Annotated in this window: 16 protein-coding genes; 9 read left to right on the top strand and 7 right to left on the bottom strand. The window is 55.3% G+C overall.

Features of this window, described 5'->3' with window-relative positions; all coding sequences use genetic code 11:
* Nucleotides 1-292 precede the first annotated feature (292 nt).
* Together K0H81_RS12865 and K0H81_RS12860 are read right to left on the bottom strand one after the other, a co-directional pair.
* Nucleotides 293-685, bottom strand: a complete 393-nt coding sequence (locus tag K0H81_RS12865) for an ATP-binding protein (protein WP_220058570.1) — start codon at nt 683-685, stop codon at nt 293-295.
* Nucleotides 682-1,920 (bottom strand): PP2C family protein-serine/threonine phosphatase, encoded by a 1,239-nt coding sequence (locus K0H81_RS12860; RefSeq protein WP_144204053.1) that lies wholly within the window; start codon nt 1,918-1,920, stop codon nt 682-684. The genes K0H81_RS12865 and K0H81_RS12860 overlap by 4 nt, the downstream gene beginning before the upstream one ends.
* A 400-nt stretch (nt 1,921-2,320) precedes the next feature.
* On the opposite strand from K0H81_RS12860, the gene K0H81_RS12855 reads away from it, so the two are divergent.
* Genes K0H81_RS12855 through K0H81_RS12845 form a run of 3 tightly spaced genes read left to right on the top strand, consistent with a single transcriptional unit; the run spans nt 2,321 to nt 8,257 of the window.
* Nucleotides 2,321-3,181 (top strand): phosphate/phosphite/phosphonate ABC transporter substrate-binding protein, encoded by an 861-nt coding sequence (locus K0H81_RS12855; protein ID WP_220058569.1) that lies wholly within the window; start codon nt 2,321-2,323, stop codon nt 3,179-3,181.
* Nucleotides 3,178-6,744 carry a PAS domain S-box protein gene (locus tag K0H81_RS12850; protein ID WP_258406287.1) on the top strand — a complete coding sequence of 1,189 codons (3,567 nt, stop codon included), beginning with the start codon at nt 3,178-3,180 and terminating at the stop codon, nt 6,742-6,744. Before K0H81_RS12855 ends, K0H81_RS12850 begins: the two co-directional genes overlap by 4 nt.
* A 16-nt stretch (nt 6,745-6,760) precedes the next feature.
* A complete protein-coding gene (locus K0H81_RS12845) occupies nt 6,761-8,257 on the top strand; it encodes a sigma-54-dependent transcriptional regulator (RefSeq protein ID WP_220058568.1) in 1,497 nt (498 codons plus the stop codon).
* Between the two features lie 35 nt (nt 8,258-8,292).
* Here the strand turns inward: K0H81_RS12845 and K0H81_RS12840 are convergent, their stop codons facing one another.
* Nucleotides 8,293-9,759: a capsule assembly Wzi family protein gene (locus K0H81_RS12840; protein WP_220058567.1), complete on the bottom strand. Its 1,467-nt coding sequence runs from the start codon at nt 9,757-9,759 to the stop codon at nt 8,293-8,295.
* Nucleotides 9,760-10,144: 385 nt separating this feature from the next.
* Here K0H81_RS12840 and cysQ point away from each other — a divergent pair, with 385 nt between their 5' ends.
* The 4 genes from cysQ to K0H81_RS12820 all read left to right on the top strand — a co-directional run bounded on the left by cysQ (nt 10,145) and on the right by K0H81_RS12820 (nt 13,354).
* Nucleotides 10,145-10,939 (top strand): 3'(2'),5'-bisphosphate nucleotidase CysQ, encoded by a 795-nt coding sequence (gene cysQ / locus K0H81_RS12835; protein ID WP_220058566.1) that lies wholly within the window; start codon nt 10,145-10,147, stop codon nt 10,937-10,939.
* A 28-nt stretch (nt 10,940-10,967) separates the two neighbouring features.
* Nucleotides 10,968-11,858 carry a fructokinase gene (mak, locus tag K0H81_RS12830; RefSeq protein WP_220058565.1) on the top strand — a complete coding sequence of 297 codons (891 nt, stop codon included), beginning with the start codon at nt 10,968-10,970 and terminating at the stop codon, nt 11,856-11,858.
* Between the two features lie 74 nt (nt 11,859-11,932).
* A complete protein-coding gene (locus K0H81_RS12825) occupies nt 11,933-12,673 on the top strand; it encodes an ElyC/SanA/YdcF family protein (RefSeq protein ID WP_220058564.1) in 741 nt (246 codons plus the stop codon).
* A gap of 12 nt (nt 12,674-12,685) precedes the next feature.
* The gene (locus tag K0H81_RS12820; RefSeq protein WP_220044800.1) at nt 12,686-13,354 is read left to right on the top strand and encodes a DUF2982 domain-containing protein; all 669 of its coding nucleotides are present in this window, start codon (nt 12,686-12,688) and stop codon (nt 13,352-13,354) included.
* Nucleotides 13,355-13,512: 158 nt separating this feature from the next.
* On the opposite strand, the gene K0H81_RS12815 is transcribed toward K0H81_RS12820, so the two are convergent.
* From K0H81_RS12815 to galU, 4 genes are all read right to left on the bottom strand, one after another.
* Complete coding sequence (locus K0H81_RS12815; protein WP_011865230.1) at nt 13,513-13,968, bottom strand: bactofilin family protein; 456 nt, start codon at nt 13,966-13,968, stop codon at nt 13,513-13,515.
* 110 nt (nt 13,969-14,078) lie between these two features.
* The gene (napF, locus tag K0H81_RS12810; protein WP_220058563.1) at nt 14,079-14,555 is read right to left on the bottom strand and encodes a ferredoxin-type protein NapF; all 477 of its coding nucleotides are present in this window, start codon (nt 14,553-14,555) and stop codon (nt 14,079-14,081) included.
* A gap of 44 nt (nt 14,556-14,599) precedes the next feature.
* Nucleotides 14,600-15,613, bottom strand: coding sequence for a UDP-glucose 4-epimerase GalE (galE, locus tag K0H81_RS12805; RefSeq protein WP_220058562.1), 1,014 nt, complete (start codon nt 15,611-15,613; stop codon nt 14,600-14,602).
* Nucleotides 15,613-16,533, bottom strand: a complete 921-nt coding sequence (galU, locus tag K0H81_RS12800; protein WP_220058561.1) for a UTP--glucose-1-phosphate uridylyltransferase GalU — start codon at nt 16,531-16,533, stop codon at nt 15,613-15,615. The genes galE and galU overlap by 1 nt, the downstream gene beginning before the upstream one ends.
* A gap of 453 nt (nt 16,534-16,986) precedes the next feature.
* On the opposite strand from galU, the gene phhA reads away from it, so the two are divergent.
* Nucleotides 16,987-17,784 carry a phenylalanine 4-monooxygenase gene (gene phhA, locus K0H81_RS12795; protein ID WP_220058560.1) on the top strand — a complete coding sequence of 266 codons (798 nt, stop codon included), beginning with the start codon at nt 16,987-16,989 and terminating at the stop codon, nt 17,782-17,784.
* Between the two features lie 33 nt (nt 17,785-17,817).
* Nucleotides 17,818-18,156: a 4a-hydroxytetrahydrobiopterin dehydratase gene (locus K0H81_RS12790; protein ID WP_011865235.1), complete on the top strand. Its 339-nt coding sequence runs from the start codon at nt 17,818-17,820 to the stop codon at nt 18,154-18,156.
* Nucleotides 18,157-18,206: the final 50 nt, after the last annotated feature.

Here is an 18,206-nt window from a genome sequence, read left to right as displayed (position 1 = left end):
GCATTGGCGAGTTTGGGCGATATTGGAGTGAGATTGGAGTGAGATTGGAGTGAGATTGGAGTGAGATTGGAGTGAGATTGGAGTGAGATTGGAGTGAGATTGGAGTGAGATTGTGCCGAGATTGGGGTGAGCTAAAGGCAAAGTATCGCTTAGGAATGCTGCAGAGGAGTGGGCTAGAGACTAGCGGGAGGTGAAGGGTGAGGTTAGGGGTAAGCCGAGCGGGTTTAAAGAAAGAGGGAGTTGACCTAGTTTAGGCGCGCGTTTATTCGCGCGCCTAAACCATGATCTAAAGTCAGCGGCGCAGCAGGCTGAGACGCAGGTGACTGCCCTGCACCGAAGGTTGAAACCTCACCTGATCCATCCAGCTGTTCATTATCCACAGGCCGCGGCCTGAGCCTGCCATGGGCTGAGGGCAGTTTGGCTCGCCGCTCGTCTGATGGGGCGGGCGCCTGTCCAGCAGATCTACGGTGATCTTGTCGTGGTCGCAGTGCAGGATCACCGTGATGTCACTCAGCTCGCTGCTGGCGTGTTTGATGCTGTTGCCAAGCGCCTCCAGGATGCAGGTGACCACCTTGAAGCGTTCCTGCTTGAGGACGCTGTTTTGCAACATGAATTGTTCCAGTTCCAGGCAGAGCAGATCTTGCTGCCAGGCCTTGTCGGTCAGGGTGAATGTTAGGCTGTTCATGCGCTTTTCCTCCCTTGGGTGTATAACGCTGCTGGCGCCGCGGCGCGGCGATGAAAGGTGAGTAGCAGCAGTGAGGTATCGTCCTGGGGACTCGATTGCTGCCACAGCTTGGCCTTATGGGTGAGATGCCTGATCAACGACTCGGCGCTCAGGCCGCTCGCCCGATGACAGAGCCGCTTTAGCCTGGCCTGACCAAACTCGCCAAACTTGGGGTGACGACTCTCAAAGAGACCGTCGGAGTAGAGCAGCAGTCGCTGATCCGGTCTCAGGTAATAGCGGCTGCTGCGATACTGGAAGTTTCTGTCTATGCCTATAGGGAGCTGAGGCTCGGCGTCGAGCGTGTCGCTGCCTCGATTGTCCAGCAGTAGCGGCGCGGGATGGCCTGCATTGGTCAGGTCTAGCTCGCCACTCTGGCAGTTGACTATGCCTAAGATAAGTGTGGCGAAACGCCCGCACTGCTGGGGATCATCAAATAACTGGTTGAGCCGGGTGACGAGCCTGGCGCTGTCCAGGGCCTCCCAGTCGGCGCGCTGGCGAGACAGCTGCTGCGCCAGGGTGAAACCTTGCATGGAGGCGGCGATGCCATGGCCAGCCACATCCAAGAGATAGAACCCCAGATGGCTTTCATCTATGGCGAAACATTGAAAGATATCGCCGGCCAGGCTGGTGGCGGGTTGAAAGTGAGAGCTTATCTGCCAAAGGTTGAGGTGTTGATCCTGCGGCGGCAAGAGCGCCCGTTGCAGCTGCGCCGCGCTGGTGAGATCTTCCTTGAGTTGCCCAAGGTATCTCTCCTGGGTCTGCATCGATCTGTGGAGCTTATGATTCTGCACCGCCAGGCTGCGCTGCAGACTCACCAGACGCTTGGCCGCCAGCAGGCGCACCTTGAGTACCGAGGCCTGAAAGGGTTTGGCGATAAAGTCATCGGCGCCGGCTTCAATCCCCTGGATCATATGCTCGGTCCGGTTCTTGCCCGTGAGCAGTATGATAAACGGCGGTTGACTTAGCCCTTTGACTCTTTGGCACAGGGTAATGCCGCTCATGCCCGGCATGCGCCAGTCACTGATCATGATATCCACGCTTGTCTGTTGCAGCTTTACCAATGCCTGCTGCGCGTTATCACAGCTGGACACCTCAAAGCCGAGCTGGCGCACCAGACTCACTATCATCAGGCGCTCACAGCTGCTGTCTTCGACGACCAGTACCGATAGGGCGGCGGGCTGGCTTGGCTGTTTCATGGTGGCAACTCCTAGCCCTTGGGCAGTAAACATAGTGAAGTGGAGATAGTGCTTAGTGCATGACTAACAACTTCTGTGCCACCGCGCCTTGGTTTCATCTATTCATCTACTTATTTTTCAATCTATTCAATGTAATAGCGACTCTTTGCCTGAGGTTGGCAACTAAATCATGACGGGGTTTACACCATTGGCTAAATTGCAAAATGCGAGGCTTGCATTCATAGTGAGACCTAAGGTGTTGATCTTCATCGGACAGCAGGGAGGCGCGGCGCACTTGGGGAGAGGTCACTTACTGAAGAGGTCAAGGGCTCAAAGGGACAGAGGCAAAAAGCTTTGGCATAGCGATTGCTGAGCAGGGGTTATCCCTCTCGTCGACAGTGATTGGTGTAAAGGAAATAAGATGAACATTCTGCCTCGTTTCATAAGCCTATGTTTAACCCTTATCCTGCTGAGCCCTGCGCTAGCAAAGGATTTGGAGGTCAAGCCGACCCTTATCTTCGGCGTCGTGCCCCAGCAAGCCTCGGCCAAGTTGGCCCAAAGCTGGTCGCCACTGGTGGCGCTGCTATCGCAAAATGCAAATATCAGAGTGCAATTTGCAACTGCGCCGGATATTCCCACCTTCGAAGCCAGACTCGCCGCCGGGGAGTATGACATCGCCTACATGAACCCCTATCACTATGCGGTGTTTAGTCGCGCGGATCACTACAAGGCGTTGGCGCGCGAGCGTGACAAGCAGCTGCAGGGGATCATAGTAGTGAGAAAAGATGCGCCCTATACCGAAATCACCCAGCTCGATGGTAAGACCCTGGCCTTTCCTGCGCCGGCGGCCTTCGCGGCCAGCGTGCTGCCCAGGGCCAATCTGAGTCGTCTCGGGCTGAGCAACGAGATCCGCTACATAGGCTCCCATGACTCTGTCTATCTGGCGGTGGCCAGAGGCCTGGCCGATGCCGGCGGCGGGGTGCAGCGCACCTTCGCCAACATGACGCCCAAGACCCGCGAGCAGCTCAGGGTGCTGTGGCGCACCCCGGGTTATACGCCCCATGCGATTGCCACCCATGTGCGACTCGACGAAGCCCTGAGACAGCGCCTATTAGCGGCGCTCGTCTCCCTGCCGGGCACCCAGGCGGGGCAGGCGGCGCTGGACGCCATAGGCTTTCGACCGCTCGTCGAGGCCAGTGACAGCGACTGGGACGATGTGCGGGCGCTGCAACTGGGTGAGCTGTCCCAGCCGCTGAAATCGACTGAGGGAGGCGCGCCATGATCTCATTTCGCCTCAAGACGGTACTGGGGATCGCGCTTATCGAGGGCGTGTTGTTGCTGGTGCTCGTCTACACCAGTATCGATTATCTCAAGAGCTCGAATGAGGCGGAGATCCAGCGCCGCGCCAGCTCTATCATCAGCCTGTTTGCCGCGGCGACCAAGGATGCGGTGATCAGCACAGATCTGTCGACCCTGGAGGAGCTAACTCAGGAGCTGCTGAGTAAAGAGCATGTGCGTTATGTGCGCGTCTATGATCAACAGAATCTGCTTATTGACGAGCGCGCCGCCGGGGTCAGCGAGGCCGACTATCCACATCTGTTGCCAATAAGTCAGCCTATCGAGGTGGCGGGATTCGCTTTCGGTCGGGTGGAAGTTGGCCTGGATACCACAGATTATGAGCTGCTGGTCTCCAGCGCGACCCGGCAGTTTCTCTCTATCGCCGGGCTGGAGATGCTCTTGGTGGCGCTGTTTTCCTGGCTTCTTGGGATCTATCTGACCCGAAACCTGGACTCATTAAAACTGGCCTCGGAGCGGATCCTGGGGGGCGAGACGGGGGTGCAGGTGCAGGTGAATAGTGACGATGAGCTGGGGCAGACGGCGAAGGCCTTCAACCGCATGTTAGACAAGGTAGAAAGCAATCGCCAGGCGCTGGAGCAGGCCAATACCCAACTCTCGACCATCTTGGAATCGGCGGTCGATGGCTTCATCATCTTCAACGTCGAGGGAGAGATAGTCGAGGTTAATCCGGCCATCGTCTCACTGTTTGGCTATGAGGCGCAGGCGCTGATAGGCCAGCCGATCGCTAACCTGGTGCCGCTAAATTATCGCGAGCAATACCACCAACAGTTGATGCAGTTTATCGCCTCTAACCGCAGCCGGTTGAGCCATAAGCAGCGTGAGCTGCTGGCACTTAGGGCCAACGGTGAGCGCTTCCCCGTGGACATGGCGATCTCCAAGATGGTGATCAACAACCAGACCATGTTACTGGGCTTGGTGAAAGATCTCACCGAGATCAAGCGTAAAGAGGCGCGAATCCGCCGCAGCGAGGCTATCTTGCTGGCAACCCTGGAGGCCAGCCCGGATGCGCTGATCACCATAGATATCGCGGGCAAGATACAGGCCTTTAACGACGCGGCCAGCAGCCTGTTTGGCTATGGACGTAAACAGGCCATCGGTGCTCAAATGGCTGACCTCTTGTTTGTCGACAGCCAGCATGAACGCTTTAGTCGCTGCCTGCAAACCTTCCGCCAGACAGGGGCCGGTCCTGGCATTAAATCTAACATTACCCTGCATGCCCGCAAGCAAGATGGCGAGGCGCTGCCGGTAGAGCTCAAGCTAGTGCCTGTGCAGATGGGCGATGAGATCTTGCTGACCGCCTTCTTACACGATATCTCCAGGCGCCTGGCCTATGAGCGCGAGCTACAGAGTGCCAAGGAGCAGGCCGAGGCGGGCAGTCAGGCCAAATCGCGCTTCCTGGCGACCATGAGCCATGAGATCCGCTCGCCACTCAACGCCGTGCTGGGCAGTGTCGATCTTATCTTAGGCTCGAGCCTGGATGAGGAGCAGCGCCTCTATGCCCAGACCGCTAAGGAGGCAGGCACCGCGCTACTCTCTACCATCAACGATATCTTGGATTTTTCTAAGATTGAGGCGGGGGAGATAGGCGTCGAGCTGGAGACCTTCTCGGTGCAGAAGTTGCTGGAGCAGGTGATCAATATCTTGCAGCCTAAGGCGCGGGAGAAGGGGATAGCCTTCGCCTGTTTTATCAATCGCAATGTGCCCGATGAGGTGGAGGGGGATCTGCAGCATCTCAGGCAGGTACTGCAAAATCTGGTGGATAATGCCATCAAGTTTTCCCATCGCGGCCATATCACCCTGGAGGCCTGGGTGCCCGATGCGGCCCAGAGCGAGGCCTCGCTCTGCTTTAGCGTGGCCGATCAGGGAATTGGGATCAGCCAGTCGGCGCAGCGCAAGTTGTTTAAGGAGTTTAGTCAGGTACATGACCAGCGCAATACTCAATATGGCGGCACAGGTCTGGGGCTGGCGATATCCGCCCAGTTGGTGCGTCTCATGGGGGGCGAGCTTACCCTGGAGAGCCTGCCAGAGCAGGGCAGCTGCTTCAAGTTCGATGTCAGAGTGAAACTGAATAGCCAAGGAGCCGCAATGCCCCGCCATCTGCCCGCCCATGCCAGAGTCTTGCTGCTGCATCCAGATAGCCACTTCCACAGAGTGCTGAGCAAGCAATACAGCCAATACGGGGTAAGCTGCGTCTGTGTGGATTCGCCTGAGCAGCTGTTTCAGCCCCATCTGGTCAAGGGGCGCTTTAATCTGATCCTGCTTGATGAGTCCTGGCTACATAGATTGAGCCAAGCTGACTGTCAGCGCCTATCTCAAGGATACCTGACCGAGCAGGGCCGCCTGCTGGCTCTGATGGATAGCCTAGTGGCGTCGATCGACAGCCAGCTGAGTGAATTAAGACCGAATCTCACCGAGCTAGGCATAAGCGGCCATGTGACTAAACCGCTCATGCGCCAGCAGATGCTGCAACTGCTGCAAGATGGCGCCGCGCCAGCACAAGATACGGCCCGTCAGAGTGAGCTGCCCACCGCCTCGAGTCAGAACCAACTGCCCATCTTGATGGCCGAAGACAGCAAGTCGAATCAGCTTATCGGCGGCGCCATGCTGACCAAGGCGGGTTACCGGGTGGAGTTTGCCAACAATGGGATCGAGGCGGTGGAGTGTGTCGCCAAGCATGACTATGGGCTGGTGCTCATGGATATGCGCATGCCGGAGATGGATGGGCTGGAGGCCACCCGGTGCATACTGGCGAGCCATCCACATACCATCATATTGGCGATGACCGCCAATGTGCAGAAAGAGGATATCGAGGACTGCTTCGACGCCGGCATGCAAGACTTCATCGCCAAGCCGGTGAACCGGGCCGAGCTGCTCCAAAAGGTCGCCTACTGGCTCGATAAGGCGAGCCTTCAGGCGCTTGAGAACTCGACTGAGCTGGATAACCATAGAGAGCCAGATAATGAGATATGTGGTGAGAGTTATGATGAGACTTATGAAGGGAGTTATGAAGATAGAAGTGAAGATAGATATGAAAAGAGCAGTGACCAACGGCTCGAAACTCAGGCGATTATTTCACTGGCGGACCAGGACAGGCTGCTGGATAGTCAGGTGATATCTGAGCTGACCCAGACCTTAGGTCAGGCCTCGCTGGATAACATGTATGGGGTCTATCTCAAAGAGACAGAGTCGCGCCTTAGCTGTTTGCGCGACTTGCCCTTAGATGCGTTAGATAAGTTAGATGAAGATAGTTTCGAGCAGCTGGAGACCCAGGCCCATACCCTCAAGAGTAGCTCGGGTAGCTTCGGCGCCAGCGCGCTGGCCGAGGTCGCCAAAGCGCTGGAGCAGTCGGCGCAGCGGCGCGATTGGGCGCAGGTCGAAACTTTGCTAAGTGAGCTCTTTACTGTGGCCGAGCTGACGATGGCGGCCATAGCGGCTAAGATAACCCATAATCAAGATGAGGCGGTGCGGCGCGTTGCCGATGCCTGAGTTCAAAGGAGTGCATATGGAAATGAAGGAGACATTTACCGCCTTACTGGTGGAGGATAGCCTGTCTCTTGGCGCCCTGTATACCGAGTATCTGCGCGGCGAGGGCGCCCTGGTGACTCAGGTCAACTATGGCGAGGACGCCCTGAGGGAGCTGGCGCAGTGGCAACCCGACATCTTGGTGCTGGATATCAAGCTACCCGACATGTCGGGGATGGATATCTTGACCCAGGCGCAGGCCCAGTACCCAGATACTGTGGTGATCATGATCACCGCCCATGGCAGTATCGATATCGCCGTGGATGCCATGCGCGCCGGCGCCTTCGACTTTTTGGTGAAACCCTTCGATGCCAAGCGGCTCAGCATTACCCTGCGCAACGCCAGAAAACAGCGCCAGCTGGTGAGCCTGGTCAGCAAGTATGAAAACAGCCTGCCTAAGTCTAATTACATGGGCTTTATCGGCGAATCCCTAGCGATGCAGACTGTCTACAAGACCATAGACTGTGTGGCCAACAGTAAGGCCTCAGTGTTTATCGTCGGCGAAAGCGGCACGGGCAAGGAGGTGTGCGCCCAGGCGGTGCACCATGCGGGCACGCGCCGCGACGGCCCCTTCATCGCGCTGAACTGCGCCTCGATACCGAAAGATCTGATAGAGAGTGAGATCTTCGGCCACACCAAGGGGGCCTTTACTGGCGCCCATGCTAGCCGTGAAGGCGCTGCCAGCCGCGCCCATGGCGGCACCCTGTTTCTCGATGAGCTGTGTGAGATGGACCTTGAATTGCAGAGCAAGCTGTTGCGATTCATTCAGACTGGCGTGTTTCACCGGGTCGGCAGCGCCAAGGAGGAGCAGGTGGATGTGCGCTTCGTCAGTGCCACCAACCGCGATCCCTGGGAGGAGGTGAAGGCGGGGCGTTTTCGTGAAGATCTCTTCTATCGCCTGCATGTGATCCCCATAGAGCTGCCGCCACTGAGGGTCAGGGGCAAAGATATCCTCTTACTGGCCAACAAGTTGCTGGCCGAGTACTCCGCCGAGGAGGGCAAGGTGTTTACCGAGCTGAGCGATGAGGTGCGCCAGCTGCTGATAAGCTACCCTTGGCCCGGTAATGTGCGTCAGCTGCAGAACGTCATTCGTCAGGTGGTGGTGCTTAACGAGGGGCCGAGTGTCACCAAGGAGATGCTGCCGATGCAGATCGTCTCGGGGGCCGCCGAGCCAGCAGAGGCTCGCCAGGGCCGAGTGTCTGGTGCAGCTAGCGCTATTGGTCAGGAAGCTGTTGCTCATGAAACTCTCGCCCAGGAAACTGTCGCAGCAAGCGAGGGGGCTGACAAGGCGTTAGCCGTGGGCAATGATGAGATAGTGCCTCTGTGGATCGCCGAGAAGCAGACCATAGAGGCGGCCATCGCCCGCTGTGACGGTAACGTACCCAAGGCCGCGGCGCTGCTGGATATCAGCGCCTCGACCATCTATCGCAAGCGTCAGAGTTGGGAGGAGATGGAGCGCGAAAGCTTAAATGCCTAGCCTGAGCGTCACAGTCGACCTTGGCCAAGCTTAGGCTAGAAGCTTCTTTCCCACAGGGCATACAGGCTGGTGTCCCAGTCGTGACCGCCGCTATGAACAAACTGACGATAACTGAGAGTGCCACCCAGCTTTAGAGTGCCCTCAAACCAAGGTCTGTGGTAGCTGGTATCGAACTGATAGACCCGCTCATATTCGCCAGGAGAGACAGGGTTACCGCCTGCGCTATTGCCGGTATCGATACCGTCTGTGTTGAGCCTGAGCCAGCGCAGCTTGTTGGTGATACTGTGGCCATCGCCCAGCTGAGTGATGCCGCCAAGGACTAAGGTCTCGGAATCGTTATCATAGGTGCTGCCCAGGCTCCTGCCGTAGTAGCGGTAGCCACTCTGGTAAAAGCCATGCTCATACAGACAGTTATAGGCGTTTGGGTCGATGCCACAGGCCACCTTGGTATCGGCATACTCGATGAAGACCCGGGTGCTCAGTGCATCTAGCATAAAGTCTACCCCGCCCAAGTTGGCGGCATTGATCAGCTTGTTTTTGCCGTGGTGATAGTCTTCGTGGATCCGCTCGAAATAGATGCCGTAGGGGACGCCGAAGGCGGTGTCCGACCAGCGAAAATCATAACCGGCGAGCATATTTTCCTGGCCGTTGGTGACATCACCCTCAGACTGACCGCCATTAAATAGGCCATCCCACCAGTCACCCAGGCTGTTGCCATAGCCTTCACCGCCCCACTGCATGGTCCAGGAGAAGCCGACCTCTAGTTTCGAGATAGGTCTGAGGGTGCCGCGAGCGCCCCAATGTCTGGCATCGGGCACATAGCGATCGCTCTCCATCAGGCTGAAGGCGGTGGTAAAGGTCCAGGGACCTATCCAGTTGAGCCAAGGTGATTCGAATGCGGCGCTGTTGTTGCGGCTCAGTGTCACGCTAGGCATGGGGCGGGCATTGGTGGTTTGGATAAGGCCGGTATCCCATCCCGGTCCCCAATATTTTTGCTGGGCGCCGGCGCTGAGGATCCAGTTGCCCAGGCTCAGTGCTGCGAAGCTGTTGTCCAGCCGGCTGCTGTTGCCATCTATCGGGTCTTGATGATAGCTCGCCGAGAGGCGGCCGCTAAACCACACCTTGGTGACCTCTACGTCCACCTTGGCCTCGGCCTTGTCTCTATAGTCATGACCAAAGCCCAGGAAGCGTGCGCTGTCGGTTGCCGCGCCCAGGCCGATGCGGGTATTCACATCTCTATGGTCTCTGGCATAGGCGCTCATCACCCTGTCGTAGGCCGCGGCCTGAGCCTGAGAAAGCTCGGGCAATTCGGCTGCATCGAGATCTTGCTTGAGCCCGGCCCACATTAGCGGATAGGTGGTGACCGGCTGCTTGATTATCCCAGTATCGGCGAGCAGTTGAATGTCTGCCCGCAGGGGAAGATCGGTAGGCTCTATCCACCAGGCGGCAAATGCCGACTGGCTGCTAACAAGTAGGAGGGGAACGGCTAGGTATCGTTTCATCGGCTCATCTTTTCGATCTGAATTTTTGCGCGAATATGATAATTAATTGGCTAATTAACAAGGGAAATATCGATAATTGCCGGATTAGTCACCTGGCTTTGTAGCTTTGTGTTGCCTGGGTGATTTCTAGGTGAATTAAGCGTGGGATTTCGGTGGTGATTTTGTACTGGCGATAGAGGTGAAAGGTTAACAGCTTGTGGGTCGTTCATCGGTTGGCTGCAAGCCTGACAAGGTGCTGAATACGAATGCAAGGCGCGGCGAAAGGCTTTTCACTGCCCCGCGCCTAGCTTAGTATCTTTTACGCAAAGTATGATCAAATTGTTATTAAATTCTTAGCCGTGGAGATGGCATACTAAGGCAATCTAGGACGAAGAGAATTTATATTGTGAGTCATACATTTAAGCAAGAATGGTTAGATGAGTTGGTCGAGATCGCTAAGAAGGCGGGCGAGGCCATTATGCAGGTCTATGGCAGCGACCAGATGGATATTCAGGCCAAGGCCGATGATAGTCCGGTGACCGCAGCCGATCTGGCCAGCCACAAGGTGATCGTCGAGGCGCTTGCACACTTGACACCAGACATTCCCGTGATGTCTGAAGAAGCCGCCGACATTCCCTGGGAGACGCGTAAGCAGTGGCAGCAGTATTGGCTTATCGACCCACTGGATGGCACGAAAGAGTTTATTAAGCGTAACGGTGAGTTCACCGTTAATATCGCCTTTATCGACAAGGGCCGCGCCCAGGCTGGGGTCGTCTATGCGCCCGTGCTGGATAAATGTTATTACGGCGCCAAGCATTATGGCGCCTGGTTGGCCAGCGCAGACGGGGTGACAGATTTGAACCAGCTGGTGGTTGCGGCGCCTAGTGTGCCCAGGATTGTCGGCAGTCGCTCTCATGTGAGCCCTGGGCTTGCTGCCTATCTCGAGGCCATAGGTGAGCATGAGATGACCAGTATCGGCAGCTCGCTGAAATTTTGTCTGCTGGCCGAAGGCAAGGCGGATATCTATCCCCGCCTGGGCCTGACCAGCGAGTGGGACACGGCGGCGGCGCAGGCAGTGTTGGAAAGTGTTGGCGGTCTTGTGGTGAATGCCGATAACGGCAAGCCGCTGGATTACAATCAGAAAGAAGATATTTTGAATCCCTACTTTATCGCCACCGCAAAGCATTGGCGCGATAAGTAAGAAAAAGAAAATAAGATTGGAGCAGAGTATGATGAGAATGGGTGTAGACCTGGGGGGCACTAAGATTGAGCTGGTGGCCCTGAGTGAGGCCGGTAAGGAACTGTTTAGGAAACGTATCCCTACGCCGCGTGAATACAAAGCCACCCTGGATGCCATCGAGGCACTCGTCAATGAAGCAGAGTCCACTCTGGGTCAAAAAGGCACTGTGGGTGTCGGTATTCCCGGGGTGATCTCTCCTTTCTCTGGTCTGGTGAAGAACGCCAACTCGACCTGGATCAATGGTCATCCGTTAGACTTGGACTTAGGTGCGCGTTTGGATCGTGAGGTGCGGGTGGCCAACGATGCCAACTGTTTCGCCGTGTCCGAGGCGGTAGATGGCGCTGCGGCCGGTAAGGGCCTGGTGTTTGGAGTGATCATAGGCACGGGCTGCGGCGGTGGTATCGCTATCAATGGCAAGGTCCACGGCGGTGGCAACGGCATCGGCGGCGAGTGGGGCCATAACCCGCTGCCCTGGATGACCCCTGACGAGTTCAACTCTACCGAGTGCTTCTGCGGCAACAAAGACTGTATCGAAACCTTTATCTCTGGCACCGGCTTCGTGCGCGACTATAAGGCGGCCGGTGGCGAAGCGCCCAGCGGTATCGAGATCGCCCGTCGAATGGAGCAGGGTGAAGCGCTGGCGACCGCGGCGTTTGAGCGCTATATCGACCGTCTGGCCCGCTCGCTGGCCCATATGATCAACATGCTGGATCCCGACATTATCGTGCTGGGTGGCGGCGTATCCAACATAGAGGCCATCTATCCAAGATTGCCCGAGGCACTGTCTAAGTACGTGCTTGGCGGTGAGTGTCGTACTCCTGTGGTGCAGAACATGTATGGCGGCTCATCTGGGGTTCGCGGCGCCGCCTGGCTCTGGTAATGACTTCCTTACATCCCTAGGTTACACTTGCCCCCACTTTTCATTGGGGGCAAAACGTAGGGGCAAGGATAGCCATGTTCTGGGTAAAAAAACTAATTTCACAACTCTTAATGCCGATCCCATTGTCGGTATTGTGTCTGTTTATCGCGATCCTGATCCTGCGACGACGCAAATTCGTTAAGGCGCTGATCACACTCTCTTTTACCATCTTATTGCTGGCGAGCAGTCAATGGGGTAGTCATCAGCTGACCGCACCGCTCGAGGGGCAATACCCAGTCAACAACGACCCGATAGAAAACGCCTGCGTGGTGATGGTGCTGGGCAGTGGTCACGATTCCACTATCGCCGATCGCGCCACGTTGCAGCTCTCTGCCACCGCACTGGCCCGTCTTACCGAAGGGGTGAGACAACTTAGCCTAGGGCAGGATTGCCAACTGGTGGTCAGCGGTTGGGGTGGCAGTGACGCTGTGCCTCAGGCGCAGGTGATGGCCAATGCTGCCATCGAGCTCGGGGTGAACCCTGAGCGGATCATTCAGTTTCCCCTGGCCAAAGATACCCTGGAGGAGGCACAATTTCTCAAGTGGGAGATAGGTGATAGCCCCTTCAGGCTGGTGACCTCGGCCACCCATCTGCCACGGGCCATGATGATCTTTCATCAGGCTGGCATGCACCCTCAGGGGGCGCCGGCAGACTTTATCGGCCGGGGCGGCTACTGGTGGCAGCTGGATGCCCGCAACCTGTTGGCCTCCCAGCGTTCGATCCATGAATATCTGGGGCAGACTTGGCTTAAGATTAAATTTGCTTTGGCAGATTAGCGTTTGGAGATTATGGAACAAGAAGCAGTTGTCATTCGCGCGGTGACCAAGCGTAATGCGCGCACCTTTACCCTGATTGGTGGCATCGCCTTAATCAGCGCCCTGTGCATGTTTATCGCCTCCAGGGCGCTGATGGGGCCGGGCATGGTCTGTTTCATTTTCGGCATGATCTTTACCGTGCTGGGGATAGCCAAGTGGATGCAGCCCGAGGTGAGCATAGAGCTAAGGCCCAGGGGGCTGGTGTATCACCATCACAGGGGCAGTATCTATCTGGAATGGGACAACATTCAACGGGTCGATATCCCTCGCAGCATTCAGACGTTTGATAGCCATGATCTGCCCTATATCGGGGTCAGGCTGAAATCCCTGTTGCCGCTGATCGACGATATACCGCCCAGGCTGGCGACAGGGCTCTTGAGCGAGCAGCGCCCGCTGCTGATCTCCTCCCTGAATCTGGACGGTGAGCTTGCGGACCTCGAGCATTATCTCAACTCTGAATTCACCCCCATCACACTAGAAGGCACAGATTTCAGTGGCGTGCAGGCGATGTTTGCCCGGCGCTGCGCTCAGCTCAATACTCAGCTGGGTTACCATGTTTACTTGCCGGAAGATTGTTTAGACAGGGCGCCGAGGGAGTTTCTCGCGCTGCTGAGGGAATATAGAAGCAACCTTAGTCAATAGCAGGTCGTACTAGCCTATTAACAGTTACTGCTGACCATAGACTCATTGTTATGGGGGCGAGGGATGGATATAAATAAGGCCACAGGATTGTGTGGCCTTATTTGTTAAAGCTGTCCACTTAAATTAGCCTGATAGGGCTCTCGCCAAGCTTACCTAGATTAGGCAGATTTAGTGAGTTCTTTAAAGTAATTGTCTAACTGAGACTCTGCCTCAGGTTCGGCATCAGATTTGGTTTCAGGGTTAATCGCTTGGACGTCTGGTTCGCTGGCGAGCAGGGCGACCTCTTCGCGTACGCGCATCCCGATAAACTGACCCCCTTCGAAGATCTCCATCGAGTTACAGGCGATCTCACCCTCGACGCTACCTGTGCTGGTGATGTTTAGTTTTTCACACTTCATCTTGCCCTTAAACGCACCAGAGACCTTAATCTCCTTACACTGCAGCTCGCCTTCGATATAGCCATCGACTTCGATCGTCAGCTTACCGGTCGCGCTGATTTTGCCATGCAGTTCGCCGCCAATGAGGGCTTCGCCGGCAAAATGAGTTTCCCCTGATAATTTAGTCCCTTGCGCAATAAAAGTGAGACCTGCTTTGTTATTTTTCTTTCCAAACATAATGATTAACTTTTTGCCCGTTTTGCCCAATATTACCCTTAAACTTTGTGTAACAAAACCACTAATATTTGGCGCTGCCTGTCAGTTTTTTGGCAATGCTTTTCACTACATTAGCTGAGTTTTATCGATTGATTAGGGCAGGGCGCTACGCAGGCGCCGCAGCCGTTACACAGCTCGGTATCGATCACAGGCTTGGGCGCCTGGCCTATGCTGGCGGTAAAGCTGATGGCTCTGGGATCGCAGGCATCTTTACAGGTCTGGCACCAGATGCCGCTGTTGGCCAGACAGCTCTGGTCGATACTGGCCTTGATCTGCCAGGGAGTTTCTTCGATGTCGGTAAACAGCGGCTCGGGACACACCTTGGCACAGGCGCCGCAGAAGGTGCATTCATCCTGACTGAAGCTGACCTCGGGAAAGCCACCATCGCCACGGGAGAGGATCTTGGTCTCACAGGCGTCGATACACTTATCGCAGCGGGTGCAGATGTCGGTAAATTCGACATCTGTGCGGCTCCAGGGCGGGCGGATCACCTGGCTCTTGCGGCGGCTGAAGAGGTTGCGGCGGCTTTGGTTGATGCGATTACTCATAGATTCACTTGCTATCAAATGGGGGGCCTGAGCCCCCGTCTGCTTTAGGCCTTGTAGCCGCTCGGGTTAGAGGACTGCCAGTGCCAGCTGCTGTTGGCCATATCTTCTATGGTGTGGGTGGCCTGCCAGTTCAGCTCTGTCTGCGCCTTGTGAGGATCGGCGTAGCAGGCGGCGATATCGCCAGGACGACGCGGCGCGATCTGGTAGGCGATGGTATGGCCGCAGGCCTTCTCGAACGCCTTGACCATATCCAGCACGCTGTAGCCTTGGCCAGTGCCCAGGTTATAGGTGACTAAGCCTGGCTGGGTGTTGAGTTTTGCAAGCGCCTTCAGATGGCCCTTAGCCAGATCCACCACATGGATATAGTCCCGCACACCTGTGCCATCATGGGTGTCATAGTCGTCGCCGAAGACGCTAAGCTTCTCGCGCTGACCCACGGCAACCTGAGCGATGAAGGGCATCAGGTTATTGGGGATATCGTTGGGATCTTCGCCTATGAGGCCGCTCTCGTGGGCGCCCACTGGATTGAAGTAACGCAATCTGGCGATGTTCCAGCTCGAGTCCGAGTGGTGCAGATCCTTAAGGATATGCTCGACCATCAGCTTAGACTGACCATAGGGGTTAGTGGCTCCCGTGGGGAAATCTTCGGTAATGGGCAGTGAGGCGGGATCGCCATAGACGGTAGCCGATGAGCTAAATACTAGGTTTTTCACATTAAATTCGGCCATCACCTCGCACAACACTAAGGTACCGGTAACGTTGTTTTCATAGTAACGCAGCGGCTGGGCCACAGACTCGCCGACCGCCTTGAGGCCGGCAAAATGGATCACGGCATCGATATCATGGTCGGTAAAGACCTTCTGCAGGAAGGCCTTGTTGAGCACGTCGCCCTGATAGAAGGTGACCCCTTTATTGGTGATCTGCTCGACCCGTTTGAGGGCCTCGACGCTTGAGTTGCTCAGGTTGTCTATGATCACGACCTGTTGATCATCATTAAGTAGCTCAACGACAGTGTGGCTACCTATGTAGCCTGCGCCACCTGTGACTAAAATCGTCATTAATCTTTATCCTGTTGTAAATCTGAATCTAATGTTTTGAGATAGTCGGCAAAATCCCTGCCCACTTCGTGATGGCGCAGCGCGTATTCCACATTGGCGCGCATGTAGCCGAGTTTGTTGCCACAGTCATGACTCTTGCCATGCATGTAATAGGCGTTGACGGTTTGGCTGTTCATCAACATGGCGATGGCATCCGTCAGTTGGATCTCGTCGCCGGCGCCGGCAGGGGTCTTGCCCAGCAGTTGCCAGATCTGCTTAGGTAGCACGTATCGGCCAACTACCGCTAAGTTAGATGGCGCCTGGCCCACCTTAGGTTTCTCCACCAACTCATTGATGGGTTTAGATTGCCCGGCCTCCAGCTGATGGCCGTTCACATCGGCGATACCGTACTGGTCGACGCTGCTCTCTGGCACGCCCTCGACCATGATCTGGCCCACTTCGGTTTCATCAAACAGCTTCACCATCTCGGCCAAGTTATCCCGGGTGAGATCGCAGCTGGCATCGTCTATGATGACATCCGGCAGCAAAACTGCAAAGGGCTCGTCGCCCACGACCTTCTGAGCACATAAAATGGCGTGGCCCAGCCCCTTAGCCTGGGATTGGCGCACGCTGATCACAGTCACGTCGCTTGGACAGATGGCCTGCACCTCGGCCAGTAGCTGACGTTTTACCCTGCGTTCGAGCTGGGCCTCGAGCTCGAAGCTGGAGTCGAAATGGTTTTCGATGGAATTCTTACTGGCATGGGTAACTAATACTATTTCGTTGATCCCGGCGGCTATCGCCTCGTTGACCACGTATTGGATCAAGGGTCTGTCGACTATGGGCAACATCTCCTTGGGGATCGCCTTGGTTGCCGGAAGCATGCGAGTGCCGAGACCCGCGACGGGAATAACGGCCTTGCGAACTTTGTGCTGTTTCATCCTAATCCTAGTTGGCTGCGCAAAATGCCCTTTTATTCTAATAAAAACGCCCTGAAAAGCCAGGAGATTTAGGCGCTTTGGCCGCTAGGTTCTCGGTATCTGTCGACCTGTTCGGCGTCGGCTTTAGCCTTATCTTAACGCTTGTAAAGGTGCGCTCGATACCAGAACTGGGTTGAGCAGAGTTAGTCAAATGCCTTTACACAAATATTTGTCCCATGGGGTAAGCAGATGAAATTGATGTCAAAGTCGGCATTTGTGTCAAGAGTGTTACATATGAATTATTCGATAAGTCTTTAAATAAAAACGATTTAAATTTTCATCTTCTGCCTGATGTAAATTTGAGGTTACATCTTGAGCGGCGCTCAAGCCAAATTATAAAGTGTGATCCTGTTAACAAACTCTGGCGTTTAGTCAAATATGGAGGCAGGAGCAGTCATTTGTGTTGTATTTATCATGAGTAAACAAACTACGTATCAGGCCAGACTGCCTGATAACCAAGGGTTCATCCAATACCCTGACAATGAACATGAGATCTGGCAAGCGCTGTACGACAGACAGAAGGGCAATTTGCCCCACTATGCCTGTGATGCCTATCTGAAAGGCCTCGAAGATCTTGCCTTGCCTGCAGATCGCATCCCGCAGCTTGGCGAAATCGATGCTGTGCTGCAACAGGCCACAGGTTGGAAGACGGCTGCCGTCCCGGCGCTGATCTCGTTCGAGAAGTTTTTCCAGTTGCTGGCGAACCAGGAGTTTCCGGTTGCCACCTTCATCCGCAGCAAGGAGGAGTTCGACTATCTGCAGGAACCCGATATCTTCCACGAGATCTTCGGTCACTGTCCGCTGCTGACCAATCCCTCATTTGCCCGTTTCTCTCACGAATACGGTAAGTTGGGTCTGGCCGCCTCGAAAGAGGAGCGTGTCTTTCTCGCCAGACTCTATTGGTTTACCGTGGAGTTTGGTTTGATCCGTCAGGCCAACGATGAGCTGAAGATCTACGGTGGCGGCATATTAAGCTCGCCAGGTGAGACGCTATACGCCATGAGCGACACCCCGGTGGTGAAGCCTTTCGATCTGTTGGATATCTTAAGAACCCCTTATCGAATCGATATCATGCAGCCAATTTATTACGCTATTGATTCAATTGATTATTTAGACGAAATCGTCAAAATGGACATCATGGCTGCCGTGACTAAGGCGCGTCAGTTAGGCCTACATGCCCCCATGTTTGAGCCAAAATCGAAAGCCAGTTAAGAAAGCCAGATAAGAAAATCAGAAGGAAGAAGTATGACTGAATTAGCCCAAATGAAATGCGAAGCCTGCCAGGCCGACGCGCCTAAGGTGACCGATGCCGAGTTGGCCGAGCTGATCCGCATGATCCCAGATTGGGGCGTCGAGGTGCGTGATGGTATCATGCAGCTTGAGCGTGTCTACAAGTTTAAAAACTTTAAGCTGGCAATGGAATTTACCAATAAGTTGGCTGACTTAGCTGAGGAAGAGTTTCATCATCCCGGCATTCTAACCGAATGGGGCAAGGTCACCGTGACCTGGTGGTCTCACTCCATCAAGGGGCTGCACCGCAACGATTTCATCATGGCGGCCAAGACAGACCAGTTATTGGACTAAGTTAAAATTGATTTAAAAACAGCGTCATAGCCTAGCTATGGCGCTGTTTT

It is taken from the genome of Shewanella halotolerans, assembly GCF_019457535.1.
Classification (GTDB): Bacteria; Pseudomonadota; Gammaproteobacteria; order Enterobacterales; family Shewanellaceae; genus Shewanella; species Shewanella halotolerans.
Note: the sequence above shows the minus strand (reverse complement) of the source record. Positions and strands in the feature narration are given on the sequence as shown.

Bases quoted from the DNA above. Each gene is read 5' to 3' on its own strand.
- K0H81_RS12865 (WP_220058570.1), bottom strand. From the start codon at position 685: ATGAACAGCCTAACATTCACCCTGACCGACAAGGCCTGGCAGCAAGAT.
- K0H81_RS12860 (WP_144204053.1), bottom strand. From the start codon at position 1,920: ATGAAACAGCCAAGCCAGCCCGCCGCCCTATCGGTACTGGTCGTCGAA.
- K0H81_RS12855 (WP_220058569.1), top strand. From the start codon at position 2,321: ATGAACATTCTGCCTCGTTTCATAAGCCTATGTTTAACCCTTATCCTG.
- K0H81_RS12850 (WP_258406287.1), top strand. From the start codon at position 3,178: ATGATCTCATTTCGCCTCAAGACGGTACTGGGGATCGCGCTTATCGAG.
- K0H81_RS12845 (WP_220058568.1), top strand. From the start codon at position 6,761: ATGGAAATGAAGGAGACATTTACCGCCTTACTGGTGGAGGATAGCCTG.
- K0H81_RS12840 (WP_220058567.1), bottom strand. From the start codon at position 9,759: ATGAAACGATACCTAGCCGTTCCCCTCCTACTTGTTAGCAGCCAGTCG.
- mak (WP_220058565.1), top strand. From the start codon at position 10,968: ATGATGAGAATGGGTGTAGACCTGGGGGGCACTAAGATTGAGCTGGTG.
- K0H81_RS12825 (WP_220058564.1), top strand. From the start codon at position 11,933: ATGTTCTGGGTAAAAAAACTAATTTCACAACTCTTAATGCCGATCCCA.
- K0H81_RS12820 (WP_220044800.1), top strand. From the start codon at position 12,686: ATGGAACAAGAAGCAGTTGTCATTCGCGCGGTGACCAAGCGTAATGCG.
- K0H81_RS12815 (WP_011865230.1), bottom strand. From the start codon at position 13,968: ATGTTTGGAAAGAAAAATAACAAAGCAGGTCTCACTTTTATTGCGCAA.
- napF (WP_220058563.1), bottom strand. From the start codon at position 14,555: ATGAGTAATCGCATCAACCAAAGCCGCCGCAACCTCTTCAGCCGCCGC.
- galE (WP_220058562.1), bottom strand. From the start codon at position 15,613: ATGACGATTTTAGTCACAGGTGGCGCAGGCTACATAGGTAGCCACACT.
- galU (WP_220058561.1), bottom strand. From the start codon at position 16,533: ATGAAACAGCACAAAGTTCGCAAGGCCGTTATTCCCGTCGCGGGTCTC.
- phhA (WP_220058560.1), top strand. From the start codon at position 16,987: ATGAGTAAACAAACTACGTATCAGGCCAGACTGCCTGATAACCAAGGG.
- K0H81_RS12790 (WP_011865235.1), top strand. From the start codon at position 17,818: ATGACTGAATTAGCCCAAATGAAATGCGAAGCCTGCCAGGCCGACGCG.